Source organism: Marinomonas ostreistagni, from assembly GCF_016888445.1.
GTDB classification, from domain to species: domain Bacteria; phylum Pseudomonadota; class Gammaproteobacteria; order Pseudomonadales; family Marinomonadaceae; genus Marinomonas; species Marinomonas ostreistagni.
In genome coordinates, this window is sequence record NZ_JAFEKF010000002.1 from 488,143 (window position 1) to 503,093 (window position 14,951).

A 14,951-nucleotide genomic window follows, 5' to 3' on the forward strand; every position below is an offset into this window, starting at 1 on the left:
AGCAAAGCAGCCGCGTACAAAGTAACACGGCTGCTTTGGGAGAACGAGCAAAGGAAACAAAACTCGTTCTAGGAACGCTTCAGCTTATTAGAAGTCGTATTTCACAGTGACTTTAGCATTGCGTGGATTACCTGGGCGGAAGTGGCCCTTGGCGCTGTAATCCGATGCGTAACGCTCATCCGTCAAGTTGCTCACATTTAGCTGAGCACTTAGCTGATCTGTAAACGCGTAGCTTGCCATCGCATTGACGATGGTTGCTGAGCCAGTGGTGAAGTAAACACGGTTGGCACGCCAGTAATCGTTGCCAGACTGGTATTCCGCACCTGCACCTAGAGTTAGTGGGCCTTGCGCGTAAGTCATCCACAATGCGGCCGATTTTTTCGGAGCCGCAGTTAGGCCGTTACCAGAAGCATCATCGCCGCGCGAAGTACCTTCTACGACTTTCGCCTTTTGGTAGGTGTAGCTAGCGGTCACAGAGACGGCGTCAGTGATCTGGCCAGTCGCGGATAACTCCACACCTTTGCTTTGCTGCTCGCCTGAAGTCGTTAGCTCATTATTAACCGTTTCATACTCATCTTTCGAGGTTTTGAATACGGCAGCGCTTAGCAATAGGCGGTCGTCAAACAGTTCCCACTTAGTACCTAACTCTTTGGTTACGGACTCGATTGGATCCAGTGAAGCGTATTCAGCAACATCCTCTTCACTACGACCATTAAGCGAAAGGTTAGCGCCGTTAGGCTCTTCGTTATTGGCGATGGCAAGATAAATGCTACCGTTGCTTGCTGGCTTGTAATTCACCGCAGCATTCCAGCTAAAGAGTGTAGCGTCTGACGTTGCATCGACCATAGTCGCGCTAGAGCCACGGCCGACACGCTGAACCGCATCCAGTTCGTAGTCTTCTACGCGGGCGCCAGCACTAACTTGCCAGTGCTCGTTTAGCGTGGCGGTGTCGTTTAGGTAAACTGCAAAGCCTTTCGCGGTGGCATCTTTTGAGTAACCGTCAATGCTGTAGCTGCCCGAAGCACGGATTTCACCTGGATTAAGTGGATCGTAGCTGGTTTTCGAGTAGCTGTAGCCGGATAGATCTACATTCGGTGTTTTCTGGTTTTCACGGTAGGCTTCGGCGCCGACGACGATATCATGGCGAATCTTGCCAGTGTACTTTTCACCGATAAAGTCCAGTTGTGTGACCACTAGCTGGTTTTCGCTGAAGTTAGTTTTAGGGAAAACTAAACCATAGTTACCAGTGTAATTAGGGTTGTCGCGGTCGCCTAGGTTTTCTGGCCAAGGGCGGTGGATAATAGATTTGGTTTCGGTCTCGCCATAGCGTGTTTGGCTGCGTAGGTTCCACGCATCGTTTAACTTATGGTTCACAATCGCGGTTAGGGTTAGGGCATCAACTTCTTCAAAGTCGCGATTTTTTACACCGTAGTAATTGTCCCAGTATTTCTCAGCGATCATGCCTTCTGGCACACCTGACGCATTGGAAACCTCTTCAGTGATGAATGGCAAGCCAATCACTGGTGTGTTGTCCTGCTTCATGTACATAAAGTTAAAGGTAACATCGGTATCTTCGCTGATTTGCTGGAAGTAAGATGGCGCCACAGCATAGCTCTTGTATTCTTCTTCGCCGTTATCCCAGTAATCGCCACCTTGCTCGGTCATCAAGTTCAAACGTACAGCGCTGTCATCCGATAGGACTTTATTGAAGTCACCAGTCAAACGCTTAGTATCAGCTTCATCGTAAGAGGCGCTGATGCTGTTTTGATCGCCACGTAGGTGTGCAGACTTAGTTACTAGGTTAACCGAGCCGCCCGCGGAACCTTTACCATATACCGAACCATTGGCGCCTTTAGCGACTTCGATTTGCTCAGTGTTAAAAGTGTCACGGCTGTAGCCTGCCACATCACGGATACCATCAGAGTAGATGCTGCCATTGGCATCAAAACCACGAATTGTGACGTTGTCAGAAGTGTTAACGTTACCGCCACCACCTTCACCGGCACCAAAGGTAGATACACCAGAAACATTGCGTAACGCGTCTTCTAGGGACGTGACACCTTGATCTTCCAGTACTTGCTCATTCACTACGTTGATGGTTTTTGGGGTATCAACCATTTCTTGCGTGAATTTAGGGCTAGCTGGCGCACCGGCTTTGTAGCCATTTTCAGACGTATCAATAACATCGATACGCTCTAGCTCAGCGCTGTTTTGCTCAGCAGCAAAGCTTGGTGAGCTCATCAGCGCCAGTGCGGAGCCAACCGCTAAAGCGATCGGAGCAATCTTGAATTGACCTTTGTTCAAAGTGTTCGCGTTCTTCATTGGTGTATCCATGTAAAGCAGTTTAATGAATGTAATAGTTTTAATGAGAAGCGGATGTTAAATGATAATTATTGTTATTGGAATATGTTTTGTGCATATTTTTTCATTAGTCATATAACTTTTGGTGATTTGTTTAGAGAAATGAGGATGTATATAACGAAAAAAAGCAAGCCATGGGCTGCATGGCTTGCTTTTTAGCTTTGATTGGCTGTTACAACGAGGCGCTAGCGGGTGGGCAGGTTGTTAAGTGTAGCCTGCCAGCGCTCACTAAAGCTCTGCTTGCTGTAGCGGCTGAAGTCGTCAATTTGCCAAGTGTTAGCGCCTGCCTTGGTATTAATCTCCACCGCCGTCATGCCGTCCAATTCATCGGCTTCAAGGGTGGGTAGCAGAAGCCCTTTACTAAAGGGCGTCACCGAGTCTTTGCCATTGGTTACCGCATCAAAGCCAGACATCAGCAAGGCATCGTCCATATCCAATGCGACTTGGCGCAGTGCGCGGCTATTGGCTTGGAAATTGGCATTAATCTGATCCGCTTGATCGGGCCACAAAGCGATCAAGTCACGCTTTAAGATGCCAAGCATTAATAAGGCATTGTTGGTATTGAGCCAAAAATATTCGTCTGGCTCATGGGTCGCCACTTGCTCACCGCCTGGGATCAGGGCCTTAGCAATATCGATCGGCACAATGCGCACATTAGTACTGCGCAGCGGCACATAGAAGGCCAACTCAGGGCGTAACGAGCTGATATTTACAATCGCATCAAAGTGCGCCATCGGCTCGGTTTCATTGCGATTGAGCCAGCTGGGGATACGATTAATCGGCAAGCGTGTAGGAGGCAAATAAGTCACCTCAATATCGGTGTCAGCCAGCAGCGCTGAGGTCATGCTGTAAGTAATCGGCGCGACGGTCGCGACATTGGCGGCCAGCGCCCAATTAGCGCACAGCAGTAATAGACTAGAGAGAATTACGCGCATGCGGTGGAGCCTCCTTTGCGCAGAGAGTAAACAGAGATAGCGATAACAAACCAGACACAGGCCACTAAAATAATGGCCGGTCCCGTACCAATGGCCCATTTCATATACATAGGCAGTAACACGCCGATCAAGGCGCTAGTCGTGGCTATCAGTACCGAATAACCGACCATACCGCGCAGATCACGTGCCATCAGGCGAGCGCTGGCCGCAGGGATCAACAGCAAGGCACCGACCAAGATGGCGCCAATAATTTTTACCGCCGCGACGGTGACCAGTGCGATCAGCAGCACAAAACCATAATCATGCAGAGTCACCGCGATACGACGCGAGCGCGCAATATCGGGGCTTAATGCATTCAAATAGGCATGGTTGGCACTGAAAAAAGCCAGCCCCATAACAATGGTGGTAATCACCGCCAAAATAATTAAATCGTAGGCGGAGGCGGTTAAGATCGAACCAAACAGCACCTGCTCCACCAAGTGAGCATTGATTTTCTTAGCGACAAACATCAGCAGCGCTGCACCTAATGCCAAGGCAAATGCCAAAAAGACGCCGATCAAAGCATCATAAGGCACCGTCGTGCGCCCGCGCACCCACTGTAGCGTCAAAGCAAACAACACCGAGAAGGCAAACAAGCTGATCCAAGGTTCGGTGGCCGGCTCGCCCATTAAGATACCAATCGAGACGCCGGTCAGGGCACTGTGGCCGACGGCTTCGGATAGAAACGCCAAGCGTTTTACCACCACCAAGGTGCCTAGCATACCGAGCAGCGGGCCGATCATAAGACAGGCCAAGAACGCGTTGACGACAAATCCGTAGTCAAAAATCGCCGGTAACAATCCCAGCGCCACTAGGCTGGAAAACACATCATGAATACTAGCTAGCATGGCGCAAACCTATGTGAAGCGATTGAAATGATTGCAGTAGCGTGGTCGGGTCGTCGTGGCCCTGTAGGCCGCCGTCGATCCACGACAAGGTATCGCAGTGAGCTTGTAGAATCTGCCAGTCGTGCTCGATCATGACGATGGTGCCGCCGTTGGCTTTGAACTGCACTAAAATCTCAAGAATCTGCTCTCGACCGTGTTTATCGACGCCCGCTAAAGGCTCATCGAGCAGCAAAATATGCGGCTCGTTTAGTAGTGCGCAGGACAGCAGGACACGCTGACGTTCACCAGAAGACAAGGTACCCAAACGCTTACCTAAGAGTTTGTTGATACCGACACGCTCGACCACCGCATCGATTTTAGGATCGCCTTTAAAGCGGCGCCACACGGGGCGTTTGTCACAGTGCATACGCAAAAAATCCAGTGCTGTGACGGGCAAAGATGCATCAAAGGGCGACAGTTGCGGCATATAACCCGCGTGATTGCGGCCCTCGGGCCAATGTAGCTTAATGCTGCCGCTGTGGTTATGAAGCCCCGCGATGGCTTTTAGCAAGGTACTCTTGCCGCCGCCATTGGGGCCAGCGATGCCATGCCACTGCCCACCGTCTAAGTTAAGGTCCAGTGACTCGAGCAAAGGCATGCCTTTGACAGTCACGTTGACGTTGGCAAGGTATAAACTTGGGCCCATCATTATTGCAGCGCCTCAGCCAGTTTCTTCAAGTTGTTGCCCATCTCACGCTCGACTTGATCGGCGCTGTATTCGCCGTGGGTCATATGGCTGAAGTAGTACACCTTAATGCCGGTTTCTTGCTCGATCATATCGACATAGTGGTTTTCCATATTCAGCTCAGTAAACAGCACATCGATGTTTTGCTGGCGAATGGTCTGGATGGTTTCTTCTAGCTGCGAAGCGGTCGGCGAGACGCCGTGCGCTGGCTCAATCACCGCTGAGACGGTTAAACCAAACTCTTGCAGCAAGTAAGCGTAAGCACCGTGAGTACTGGCAATACGGATATTGCTGACATCTTTATCAAGTAGGGCTTCTTGTACCGGTGTTTTTAAGGCGCGCAGAGTTTTGGCGTACTGCATGGCATTTTTAAGGAAGTAGGTCTTGTTGTCAGGGTCGAGCTCACCCAAGGCTTTAGCAATGGTGTACACCTGGCGAATGCCAGCATCAATCGAGACAAACGAATGTGGATTGACTTTTTCATCATGACCAATCAGTGGCACATCTTTATTGGCGTAAATCACTTGAAGGTTTTTGGGTTGCAGTCGGTCGACGGTTTGCGTCGCAAATAAATCGTGGCCGATGCCATTTACGACTAGGGCATCCAAGCTATTTAAACGCTCAATATCAGCAGGGTTGAGCTGGTAATTATGCGGGTTAAAGCCGCTCTCGATCAGAGGCAGTACATCGCCACGTTCGCCGACAATATGGCTCACGTATGAGTAGTAAGGGTGCAATGTCACGCCGACTTGTAACCGCGCACTGGCTTGGGCACTCATTAAAATAAGTAAGCTCAGGAGTAAATATCGCATGTGAAATCCTATTGGTTTAGCGTGTGCCAAGTGATGGCAGCATGGCAATCGACGGCTTGCTCGGTCTGCGTCCAGTGGGCATCCCAAGCGTCTTCATGGCGCTCGACAATGAACTGAAAATCACCCGTAAGCAGGCTGAAGCAGTCATCTTCTTGCTGCGTAAAAGCTTGCCCTTTAATGGTTGGTAGTGGCAGTTCGTCTAGCTGGTAGGGGGCTGTGATGAGACCGGCTTCTTCGAGCATGGCGATTTCTTCCACCGCATTGCTGATCTGCGTGGCGGCGTTGATTAACGACGCGGGCAGCTCAGGCAAGGCATTAGCGCTGGTTTTATGAATCAACGACAGCAATATGAGTGCCGTGGCTATGACCCCAGCACACACCAGCAGAAAGTTGCGTGTCTCGCCGCGGCCATCCGCTGGTGGCACGATCTCAATCTCAGAATTCGGCATAGTCAAACTCAGCAGGGTCTTCATGACCTGGATCGAACATTAAGTAATATTCGCCGTCTGGCTGTGGAATATGGATTTCACCCATATTGTCCGTAGTCTGACGAGTTAATAGCTCTTCGTCGTAGCTGCGCACTTCGATGGTTTCACCATGGGCTAAAGAACCGTCGCTGTAGGCAGCAACACAGCTGACTTCTTGGTTCGCCAATTGACAATCTAGAGTCGGGTAATGCGCAAAGGCGCTGCTCGAAAGCAACGCCATTAAGCTACCCATTAATAAGGTCGCTTTGCTCATTATTCGTATACCACTTCAAAGGTGTAAAACACGGTGTAGAAGGCTTTATCGGCATCAGCGCCTGGGTTCTCACCTTGGTAGCCAAATGTTGCCGCGTAACGGCCGGCATTTTCGATTTCGATGCTCGCCATGCCGTCTTCGTCGGTGGTCGCTTTGATTGGCTCAAGTTCGCCATTGTAGAGTGCCGCTTCGGCTTTCACCGTAATCTCAACGCCTTCGACGGCTTCACCGTCTAGCAAGGCTTGGAATTCAAGCTCTTCACCATTGATGTAGTCAGCAGGATGCGTCACCGGGATGATTTCAAAGCCTTCGTTAGTCGGATTGATGACTTCTTCAGTTGGCATTTTGGCGGTCACAAATGACATGCCGTAGCGACTCATTTTGATGGTTTCGATGTTTTTCGCGTCTTCTGGGATCAAATCTTGTACTTGAGCCAAGCTGCCACGTAGGCGTTTTTGTGTGTCACGCTTACCGATGGTGTAGGTCGTCATGTACATTGGCTCAGAGCCACCGTACACGATTTTGTAGGTGCCGTTTTCGTCAATAGGCAGGTCAAATGACGTGCGCGAAGCGCTCTTAACGACAGTGCCGATGTTGCGAATACGTTTGCCATTAGCGCCATACACATTGATATTGTCTGCGCCTACTGGCTTATCAAAACGAAACACGCCATGTGACGCTGAAATATCAACGGCAACTGAAGCGGGCGCTTCGGTAATAATAGATTTCGCCGGCATGATCATTAGCTCGTGAGCCATAGTGCTGCTAGCGGCCAATAGGCCTAGCGCGCAAAGAGTCGCTTTAAACATGGGTAGTCCTTAAGTGTTATTTTACAGTAATCAAGATGTCGCCCAGCTCGTCTTCGGCTGGAATACGGTATTGGCTTTGGCCATCGTTGAGGTCAATCTTCGCTTTCACCAGTGAACGGCCACCGTTTTCACGAGCGGCTTCGACATACAGGGTGAACTTGTCCCAGTCGTCGTTGACATTAAAGGTTTCGCTGTAGTGGCCAGGGCCTTTGGTTGCGCCGGTGAGCCCATCGATATGGTGGTCGTAACGGCCGACTTTACGCCACCAGCGGCGCAGGTCAGAGAGCCATTTGTCCTTTTCACCTTGTAAATGCCAAACCAGCAAATGCTCGCTGTCGCGGCCTTGTTCAGCCCAAATCGCCACATAAGGTTTGGCGTAGCGCTCGGCGTCTGGGCGTGGAATCTCAAACGCCACTTCTACCGTTGCAGCTTGTGCTAGGCTTGCCATACCAAGGGCCGCGCCAAGCAATGTTTTATTTATGAGTGAGCGCATGCAGCTCTCCTTTAATGCATCAAATAAATCGCCAACACTGTTACCAAAGAGCCGATACCGACCCAACTAAGTGTGGTGGTACGTTGTAAGGTGTTGATTACCAAAAGCCATAATCCCGACAGACAAAACACCAGCATAAACACACCGGCACTATCAGACAGCCAGCGCCAAAATCCTGTGACGTGTTTGCCACGGTGTAGGTTATTAAGCATTTCTAAAAACGGCAGGTCCCGAATAAACACATCGGCCACTTCATCGTCTGGGTAGACTTCCACTGCATAACTGCCTTGTGGGCCGTCTAAATGCAGCAGTAGAAGCTGCTCTGCAGGCTCCCAATTGATTTCTAAATCCACCCCATGAATCCCGTGCTCTTGATCCAGCCATTGCAATACACTCAATGCAGTAGCGGTGGATTCACTTTCCCAATCAAGGCTGAGCAAGGATTCGGGTAAATCGAATGTTTGTGAGGTTTGCTCAGTACTGCCTAAATCCCAATCGATATGGTTTAAGAACACACCGGTTGCAGCGAAAAAGATCATCAGCAATAAAACGGGGGCGGCGCTATAGATATGAAGCCAACGGGCCCAGCGATTTAGTGCAACGATTTTGGTGTTCATAGGTGAAAATGTTCTTAAACGTAAATTACTCGCTAATGATAATCGCTATCGTTAAAAATGTGCAATATAATAACAATAATTATTGTTGATATTTACGTTAGTTTACGGAGAGAAGTGTGCCGACTTGGTTTGTGAAGGTGGTGCAGCAACTAGATCGCCTAGTGTATGTGGCCAGTGCCTTATTACTATGGGTGTTGTTTTACCTATGGAGTGTCTTGAGCAGCAGTGACTACAGTTATTCTAGTGAGGCATTTAGTGCTTTGTTGGTGCCTGTTTTTAGTCTCGCTCAGTATCAGGTATATCAACTGCCGAGTGGTCTCATGGCGCACGTGGCTGATGGCCAACTTGGCTACGTATTTTCATCCCGTGAATGGCATTGGTTAAGCGCTATGCTGCACATCAGTCAGTATCTGCTGTATGTGGTATTGGCGGTGTCTGTCTGGGCATTTCAATATGCTCCCTTGCGCCGTTTCGGAGTCTCTATGGCGCTGATGGCTGGCGTACTCTTGTATTCAAAAGTGTTTTTGCTGACCCAAGGTAGCGTAGCGATTGCCCCATGGTGGACGCTGTTTTTGATCGTTGTGCCCTGTTTAAGCGTGTATTTTGATGTGCGCAAGCGCCTTCCTAGCCAAGCAGGGCAGCGCAGTGCCTTGATTGCTTACGCTAGCCAAACGGGTAGCGCCAAGCGCTTAGCAGAACAACTGCACAAAGCTGCGCAGCCGTTGGTGGATCTACGCTGCGTGTCACAATTAAGCGCCCAACAGCTGCAGAGTTATCAGCGCGTGTTTTTCGTGGTCAGTACCCATGGTAATGGCGCCGCGCCAGATGCGGCACATAAACTTGTCCATGAATTGCAAACGACTCAAGCGGCTTCCTGTGAGACCAAGTTTAGCGTGCTAGCACTGGGTGATCGTACTTATCAAACCTTTTGTGCGTTTGGCTACCAGCTGTCTGATTTGCTCGATCAAAAAGGCTTTAAGCGCCTATTACCGCTTCAAGAAGTGGATCGCATGGATTTACGTGCGGTCGAGACTTGGTGGCAACAAATCGCCCAGCTACTCGGTCTGGCGAATCAAAAGGTGGCGCTGCAATACGACGAGTTTGTGGTACAGCAGAATGAGTGCCTCAACCCGCAGCAAGCCTTACGTTTGGCCTACCGCATACGCCTTTGCCTGCCAGGCGTTCGTTATCAGCCTGGGGATGTGTTGGCGGTGATGCCACAAGTTAACCGTGATAGCGTGCGACAGCGGCTTGAGCGTTATGGCTTTTCGGGCTCTGAAGCCGTGCAGCTCGCCGGTCAAAGAATGCTGTTATTGGATGCCTTGACCCAACTTGAATGGGAATATGAACAAGCCGATACGCCGCAGGCACTGGTCGACCAGCTCACACCTTTGCATGAACGCCTCTATTCAATCGCCTCGTGTGAGCCTGATTACGTGGAGTTACTGGTGCGTCAACATTGGCGTGCAGATGGCACGTTAGGGATTGCCTCAGGCTATCTAACACAACTGCAACCAGGTCAGCGTATCGAAGCCAGTCTTCGTGAGCACACAAGCTTTCATTTGGTGGGCGATGTGCCGCTGATCATGATTGGCGCGGGCACCGGTTTAGCGCCGTTTATGGGCTTTTTACAACAGAAGCAAAATTGGGGTTCAGAGACGGAAAACTGGCTGCTGTTTGGCGAACAATACTTTGAACATGACGCCTATTTTCACGACGCACTGCAACGCTTCCAAGATGAGGGCGTACTGACACGTTTTCATACCGCTTGGTCGCGCACCGACGGTCTCTATGTGCAATCCCTGTTGACCATGCATGAGGTAGCGTTACGCGAATGGGTCGAACACAAAGGCGCGCATATCTACCTTTGCGGTAGCCGCCAAGGCTTTGGTGAAGCGGTCAACGACACCCTACGAGAGATCATCCCAGAACAATACCTAAGTGAACGCTTACACACGGATTTGTATTAGCAGCATCGCCTCAGCCAAATCCATTTTCCGCTCCAACGAGCAAGCTCGGGAGATCGCTTCAAATGGACAATGGCTGAAGCTCTAAAAGTGGTGCAGCATTCCACGCGCAGGCGCGAATAGTCGCTTAAAAATTGTATGGATCGTTGGCTAGGTTGGTAGTAATTCAGGTTGAAATCGCTTCAGCCATATCCATTTTTCGCTCCAACGAGCAAGCTCGGGAGATCGCTTCAAATGGACAATGGCTGAAGCTCTCAAGCTAACGAGGTAGTAGCTCGGTACGAGGGAATTGTATCCCCGATTACAAGCGTTAGCTTGCTGAACTAAAGCCAAGGCGGCTGCACCGCCAATCGCGGGCAATAGCCCCCTCGTACAAGATTTTCATACAGCAGAGGGTCGGTACGAGGGGATTGTATCCCCGATTGCAAGCGTTAGCTTGCTGAACTAAAGCCAAGGCGGCTGCACCGCCAATCGCGGGCAATAGCCCCCTCGTACAAGATTTTCATACGGCAGAAGCCTGGTACGAGGGGATTGTATCCCCGATTACAAGCGTTAGCTTGCTGAACTAAAGCCAAGGCGGCTGCACTGCCAATCGCGGGCAATAGCCCCCTCGTACAACGCTTTCGTTCTAACGCACTAACCACGCTTCTTTGTAGTAGCGGTTAAGCTGCCCATCTTGCCAATGGAACAGATACAGCCAGTCGTTGTTGACCAAGTTTTGCAACAACTCATGCTTAGCGACGATCGCGGCAATAGTATCTTTCGGTGCGCGGATGTAGACTGCAAGACGCTGGGGCGTGTGCATCCACTGCTCGCCGTTGTGCAAAGATTGCAGCGCCAAGCCAATGCGCAGGTCGCCCCCGTTGCCTTCAAACACGCCAATGTGATCACCGACCGCGTTGTGCAAAACTTTGTTGCCACTGCCGAACTTGAAGTTATCAGTAGTGGAAAGGTTGTACTGCATGTTGATCCAGTGGGTCACCAACATGGGCGCGGTCATCAAGCGCTCTAGCACTGCGCCGTCAGGGTCTTGTTCAAAATCGTAATCGTGTAAGAACGAACGACCTTCCAAGTCCAGATTACGCGTATGCTGACGCGGGGCGATGATAAAGGCGTTGTTATCCGCCAAGCCCCATTCTGGGCGAGTCTGTGACCAGTCTTTGGCACGTTTTTGGTAGGCGCGATCGCGCTCTTCTTTGTCCATATTCATCAACGCTTCATCCAAACGCGGAGCGCGTTCTTGCTGCGTCAAATACGTGGCTTGCTTGAGCCAGTCGATCACGTCAGCGTCTTTTACGTTGTTGTAGCAGGTAATATGGTCGGTGATGGTGTTGTGTTGTGCTGGCACAAATTGTGTCTGCTTAGGGATGTTGTAGCCCAGTGTCACGAGCTTTTCGCGCACTTGGCTGTCGTTAAGCAGTTGCGCCAAGACTTTCACGTTGACCTCACCGCTTTGGCCACCACAGGCACCACATTCAAGGCCAGCGCTCTGTAGGTTATTGCAGCTGTGGCTACCATGACCGACCAGCATGATGGTGTCGGCAAACGAATGCAGTCCCATGGTATCGAGCACGCCTTTGGCCAATTGTGCTTGATCATTGATACCCAGGGTGGTGCCTTGGCGTGTCAGAGTCCAGTGCGTGTGGTTGGTTAGGATCTTCGGTGAGTGCGCTTTGGTTTCACCAGCGACGGTCTTTTTAAACAGTTTAAACGCATACCACCAGCCCATGGATTCGACCATGGAGAAGGTCGCGGTCGCCGCATTGCCCCAGCGATTCCAGCTGGCGCTGCGATTAGCGCGATCAAGTTGACTGTCGTCCGCTTGGCTTTCAAACACGCGAATGCTGGGTGGTACCAAGCCAGGTAGTTGCGGGCGTGTGACTTGGGTGCCCGCTTGTTCGTATTCAATCGGTAAACCAAAGAACCCAGCAAAACCATAAGTTTCGATCTCGCTGCTTTGGCGCTCTAGGGCGCGACGATACACTTCGGAGCGCACATCGATACAAAAGATTGCTTGCAAGCGCGGTGCTGAAGTGTGTTGTGGTGCGACGTCCTTAAGCTGCTGATGCATAGATTGCTGTTCACTCAGCTCCAACGCGCGGGCCCAGACACGCTGGATAATCATGGCGTCATGGTGCTGACTGCGTAGTTCAACGATGTGGTTAAGTTGACGCTGCCAGCGCTCTTGTAGCAGCTCAAAATCATCGGCATCGTGTTGCGCAAGATAGCGCCAAACGACCAGCTCCCATGCCATCTTAATGGCGAGCAGTGAGCGCAGGTCGTCGTTGGTTTTGCCAGATTTTTGCGCCTCAAACGCACGATAAGCCAAGTACGAGCCCCAGCCATTGATGTCGAGCAGTAGAGATTGGGCGTAGGCCGGCAGCGCGTTATCGTTTACCTCAAGCGTTTTAATAGCTTCAGCAAACAAGGCTTCTTGATCGTCCGGCAAGTGATCAAATTCTTTATCAAGGCCTGCCTCTGACATGATGATCGCCAAGCCGCGGTCCATGCGTGAAACCTGTAGCCAGTGTTGATACAAGTTCAACGATTGTTGACGGTATTGGCGGTTCAGCATCGGGCGTTGCTGTTGATAATGTGCGGCGCAAAATTGGCTGATTTGATGGGTGATTTCATCGTGCCACGACATCTTCGCCGTGCTGCGGGTTAAGTCAGCCCAGTCAGCGATGTTGCGCCAGCTTTGGGTGCGGCTCGACTCTTTACTCAAATAAATGATTAGCGACTCTGGCGACATGTCCAAGCCATATTCGTTGGCGGCTTGCATAAGACGGTCATTGGCAATGCGGCCGTCCTCGTACCACTGCACGTAGGTGGTGATGTCCATATGACAGCGAATGCCAGCCAGCAGAGACATGTTGGTCGCGACTTGGTCAAAAGGCTGGTCAACTAGGTTCCATAGAGGATTCACAGCGATCATCTGATCCAGCGGCCAGTTCGGTGCTAGGCACTTAGTGGCTTGTGTCAGCGCACTCTGTTGCGCGTCATTGAGTTCGAGTTGAGCGTGAGTATCCATCATTATTTCTTCCAGCCTTTTGCAAGATTTGGGAATATCAGCGCCACACCGTGGTGCTTAGCTTTCGAATACGCCGGTAGGCTCACAGGCCAGATCAGCAGCGTCAGCTTGGTGAACCATTCATCTAAGTAAAGGCCCGCAAATAAAGTCACTGAGAAGCGGCGCACCCAAGGCAAATGCGCCAAGTAGCGCAGGCAGATCGCCAACACAAACAACACCACAAACAAAGCACAGGCCCAAATATCCTCGGCACCAAACGCCATCACGGTGTGCTCAGGGATATGACCGTGCAGCAGCCAGCCTGTAGCGGATTTTAAACCACCATAAAGCAATGCCAAGCCGATGACTGTCAACGCTAAGCGCAAGAAAGCGCTGGGTCGTGGCACACTGCGCCACTGTGCAACTAAGAGGGTCAAGGCAAACCACATTAATAACCATGGGCTCATAGGGCCTTGGTATTGCCACAACCAGATGGCGGCACCGACCGCCACTGTGCTAAACAATGCCGCCGCACCCCACGCGATAAAGTGCGGGTTCTCATCGGGCGCTACTTTACGGGTTAGGTAGTCATGCACAGCGCTACTAGAGTTCAAGAAAGCATGGGCTTTGTACACTGAGTGCGTCATCAAGTGCAGCACCGCCAGTTCATATAGTCCGAGCGCACACTCAAGCAGCATTAAGCCCATTTGTGCGCTGGTCGACCATGCCAAACGTACCTTGATACTGATACGTGTGGTCATCACTAGGGCACTGATGACAGTCGTTAAACCCGCCACGATGAGCAATAACCAGATCGCAGCACTGCTCAGTTGCAGTAAAGGATAGAAGCTAAGGACTAAGTAACCGCCCAAGTTGATAATGCCCGCGTGTAAAAGCGCGCTGACCGGCGTAGGCGCTTCGACCACTTGCATCAGCCAGCCATGAACGGGCAGCTGGGCACATTTCATCAATGCGGCGGCAGCAATCAAGCAGGCGGCTACTTGCTCTTGCCAAGTCAGCGCGCCGTACATCTGATTCATGATTTCTGATAAGTACCAGGTTTCGTGCGTCCAGTAGAGCAGGCCAAAAGCACACAGTAGCGACAGCTCAGCAACACGGGCTAAGATAAATTTCTTGTGCGCCGCTAGGATTGCCCGCGGACGATCCGGGTAAAAGGTTAACAAGTAGTGTAGGCCCAGACTAATACCAACCCAGCCAGCCCAGAACCAAAGTAAGTGATTACTAGACAAGGTCAGTGTCACCGCAGCCAGCGTCAGCATTAGGGCGCGATAATAGTGATCAACCCGCGGCTCGCCGGCCATATAACGCTGGGAAAAGCTCACCAACACCCACGCCATAAACACTACCAAAATCAGCATTAAGGCACTGAGTAAGGAGGTATAAATGGGGGCGCTTTGATCGGCTGAAAACAGCCACCAAGAAGACAAGATTGCGACAAGCAACACGGGAGCGGTCCATACGCCGACGAGCGCGACCCGCGCGGCATGCTGGCGTAGCTTAGGTAAGCCGCAGGCAAGGCCGATCAGGGCGTACAGAGCTGGCAACAAAAAAGTCAAAAAAGTCATTGGTTTCGC

The 14,951-nt window shown here is 51.1% G+C and carries 13 protein-coding genes; 1 reads left to right on the plus strand and 12 read right to left on the minus strand.

What is annotated here, in order from left to right; genetic code table 11:
- Positions 1–87: 87 nt before the first annotated feature.
- The 10 genes from JQX58_RS07715 to JQX58_RS07760 form a co-directional block, all read right to left on the minus strand.
- Positions 88–2,322, minus strand: a complete 2,235-nt coding sequence (locus tag JQX58_RS07715) for a TonB-dependent receptor (RefSeq protein WP_204146256.1) — start codon at positions 2,320–2,322, stop codon at positions 88–90.
- Positions 2,323–2,546: 224 nt separating this feature from the next.
- Positions 2,547–3,296 (minus strand): metal ABC transporter substrate-binding protein, encoded by a 750-nt coding sequence (locus tag JQX58_RS07720; RefSeq protein WP_204146257.1) that lies wholly within the window; start codon positions 3,294–3,296, stop codon positions 2,547–2,549.
- Positions 3,287–4,183, minus strand: a complete 897-nt coding sequence (locus JQX58_RS07725) for a metal ABC transporter permease (RefSeq protein WP_204146258.1) — start codon at positions 4,181–4,183, stop codon at positions 3,287–3,289. Before JQX58_RS07725 ends, JQX58_RS07720 begins: the two co-directional genes overlap by 10 nt.
- The gene (locus JQX58_RS07730) at positions 4,173–4,871 is read right to left on the minus strand and encodes a metal ABC transporter ATP-binding protein (protein ID WP_204146259.1); all 699 of its coding nucleotides are present in this window, start codon (positions 4,869–4,871) and stop codon (positions 4,173–4,175) included. Before JQX58_RS07730 ends, JQX58_RS07725 begins: the two co-directional genes overlap by 11 nt.
- Positions 4,871–5,719: a metal ABC transporter solute-binding protein, Zn/Mn family gene (locus JQX58_RS07735; RefSeq protein ID WP_204146260.1), complete on the minus strand. Its 849-nt coding sequence runs from the start codon at positions 5,717–5,719 to the stop codon at positions 4,871–4,873. The genes JQX58_RS07730 and JQX58_RS07735 overlap by 1 nt, the downstream gene beginning before the upstream one ends.
- 8 nt (positions 5,720–5,727) lie before the next feature.
- Positions 5,728–6,168: a hypothetical protein gene (locus JQX58_RS07740; RefSeq protein WP_204146261.1), complete on the minus strand. Its 441-nt coding sequence runs from the start codon at positions 6,166–6,168 to the stop codon at positions 5,728–5,730.
- Positions 6,155–6,460: a hypothetical protein gene (locus JQX58_RS07745; RefSeq protein ID WP_204146262.1), complete on the minus strand. Its 306-nt coding sequence runs from the start codon at positions 6,458–6,460 to the stop codon at positions 6,155–6,157. The genes JQX58_RS07740 and JQX58_RS07745 overlap by 14 nt, the downstream gene beginning before the upstream one ends.
- Complete coding sequence (locus JQX58_RS07750) at positions 6,460–7,269, minus strand: DUF4198 domain-containing protein (protein WP_204146263.1); 810 nt, start codon at positions 7,267–7,269, stop codon at positions 6,460–6,462. Before JQX58_RS07750 ends, JQX58_RS07745 begins: the two co-directional genes overlap by 1 nt.
- 16 nt (positions 7,270–7,285) lie before the next feature.
- Positions 7,286–7,762, minus strand: a complete 477-nt coding sequence (locus tag JQX58_RS07755; protein WP_204146264.1) for a DUF2271 domain-containing protein — start codon at positions 7,760–7,762, stop codon at positions 7,286–7,288.
- A gap of 11 nt (positions 7,763–7,773) precedes the next feature.
- Positions 7,774–8,379: a PepSY-associated TM helix domain-containing protein gene (locus tag JQX58_RS07760; RefSeq protein WP_204146265.1), complete on the minus strand. Its 606-nt coding sequence runs from the start codon at positions 8,377–8,379 to the stop codon at positions 7,774–7,776.
- Positions 8,380–8,495: 116 nt separating this feature from the next.
- Here JQX58_RS07760 and JQX58_RS07765 point away from each other — a divergent pair, with 116 nt between their 5' ends.
- Positions 8,496–10,349: a flavodoxin domain-containing protein gene (locus JQX58_RS07765; RefSeq protein WP_204146266.1), complete on the plus strand. Its 1,854-nt coding sequence runs from the start codon at positions 8,496–8,498 to the stop codon at positions 10,347–10,349.
- A gap of 625 nt (positions 10,350–10,974) precedes the next feature.
- Here the strand turns inward: JQX58_RS07765 and JQX58_RS07770 are convergent.
- Both JQX58_RS07770 and JQX58_RS07775 read right to left on the minus strand, forming a co-directional pair.
- Positions 10,975–13,380, minus strand: coding sequence for a YbcC family protein (locus tag JQX58_RS07770; RefSeq protein WP_239090217.1), 2,406 nt, complete (start codon positions 13,378–13,380; stop codon positions 10,975–10,977).
- Entirely contained in the window at positions 13,380–14,942 is a 1,563-nt protein-coding gene (locus JQX58_RS07775) for an NADH-quinone oxidoreductase subunit L (protein WP_204146267.1), read from the minus strand. The genes JQX58_RS07770 and JQX58_RS07775 overlap by 1 nt, the downstream gene beginning before the upstream one ends.
- Between the last annotated feature and the right edge of the window lie 9 nt (positions 14,943–14,951).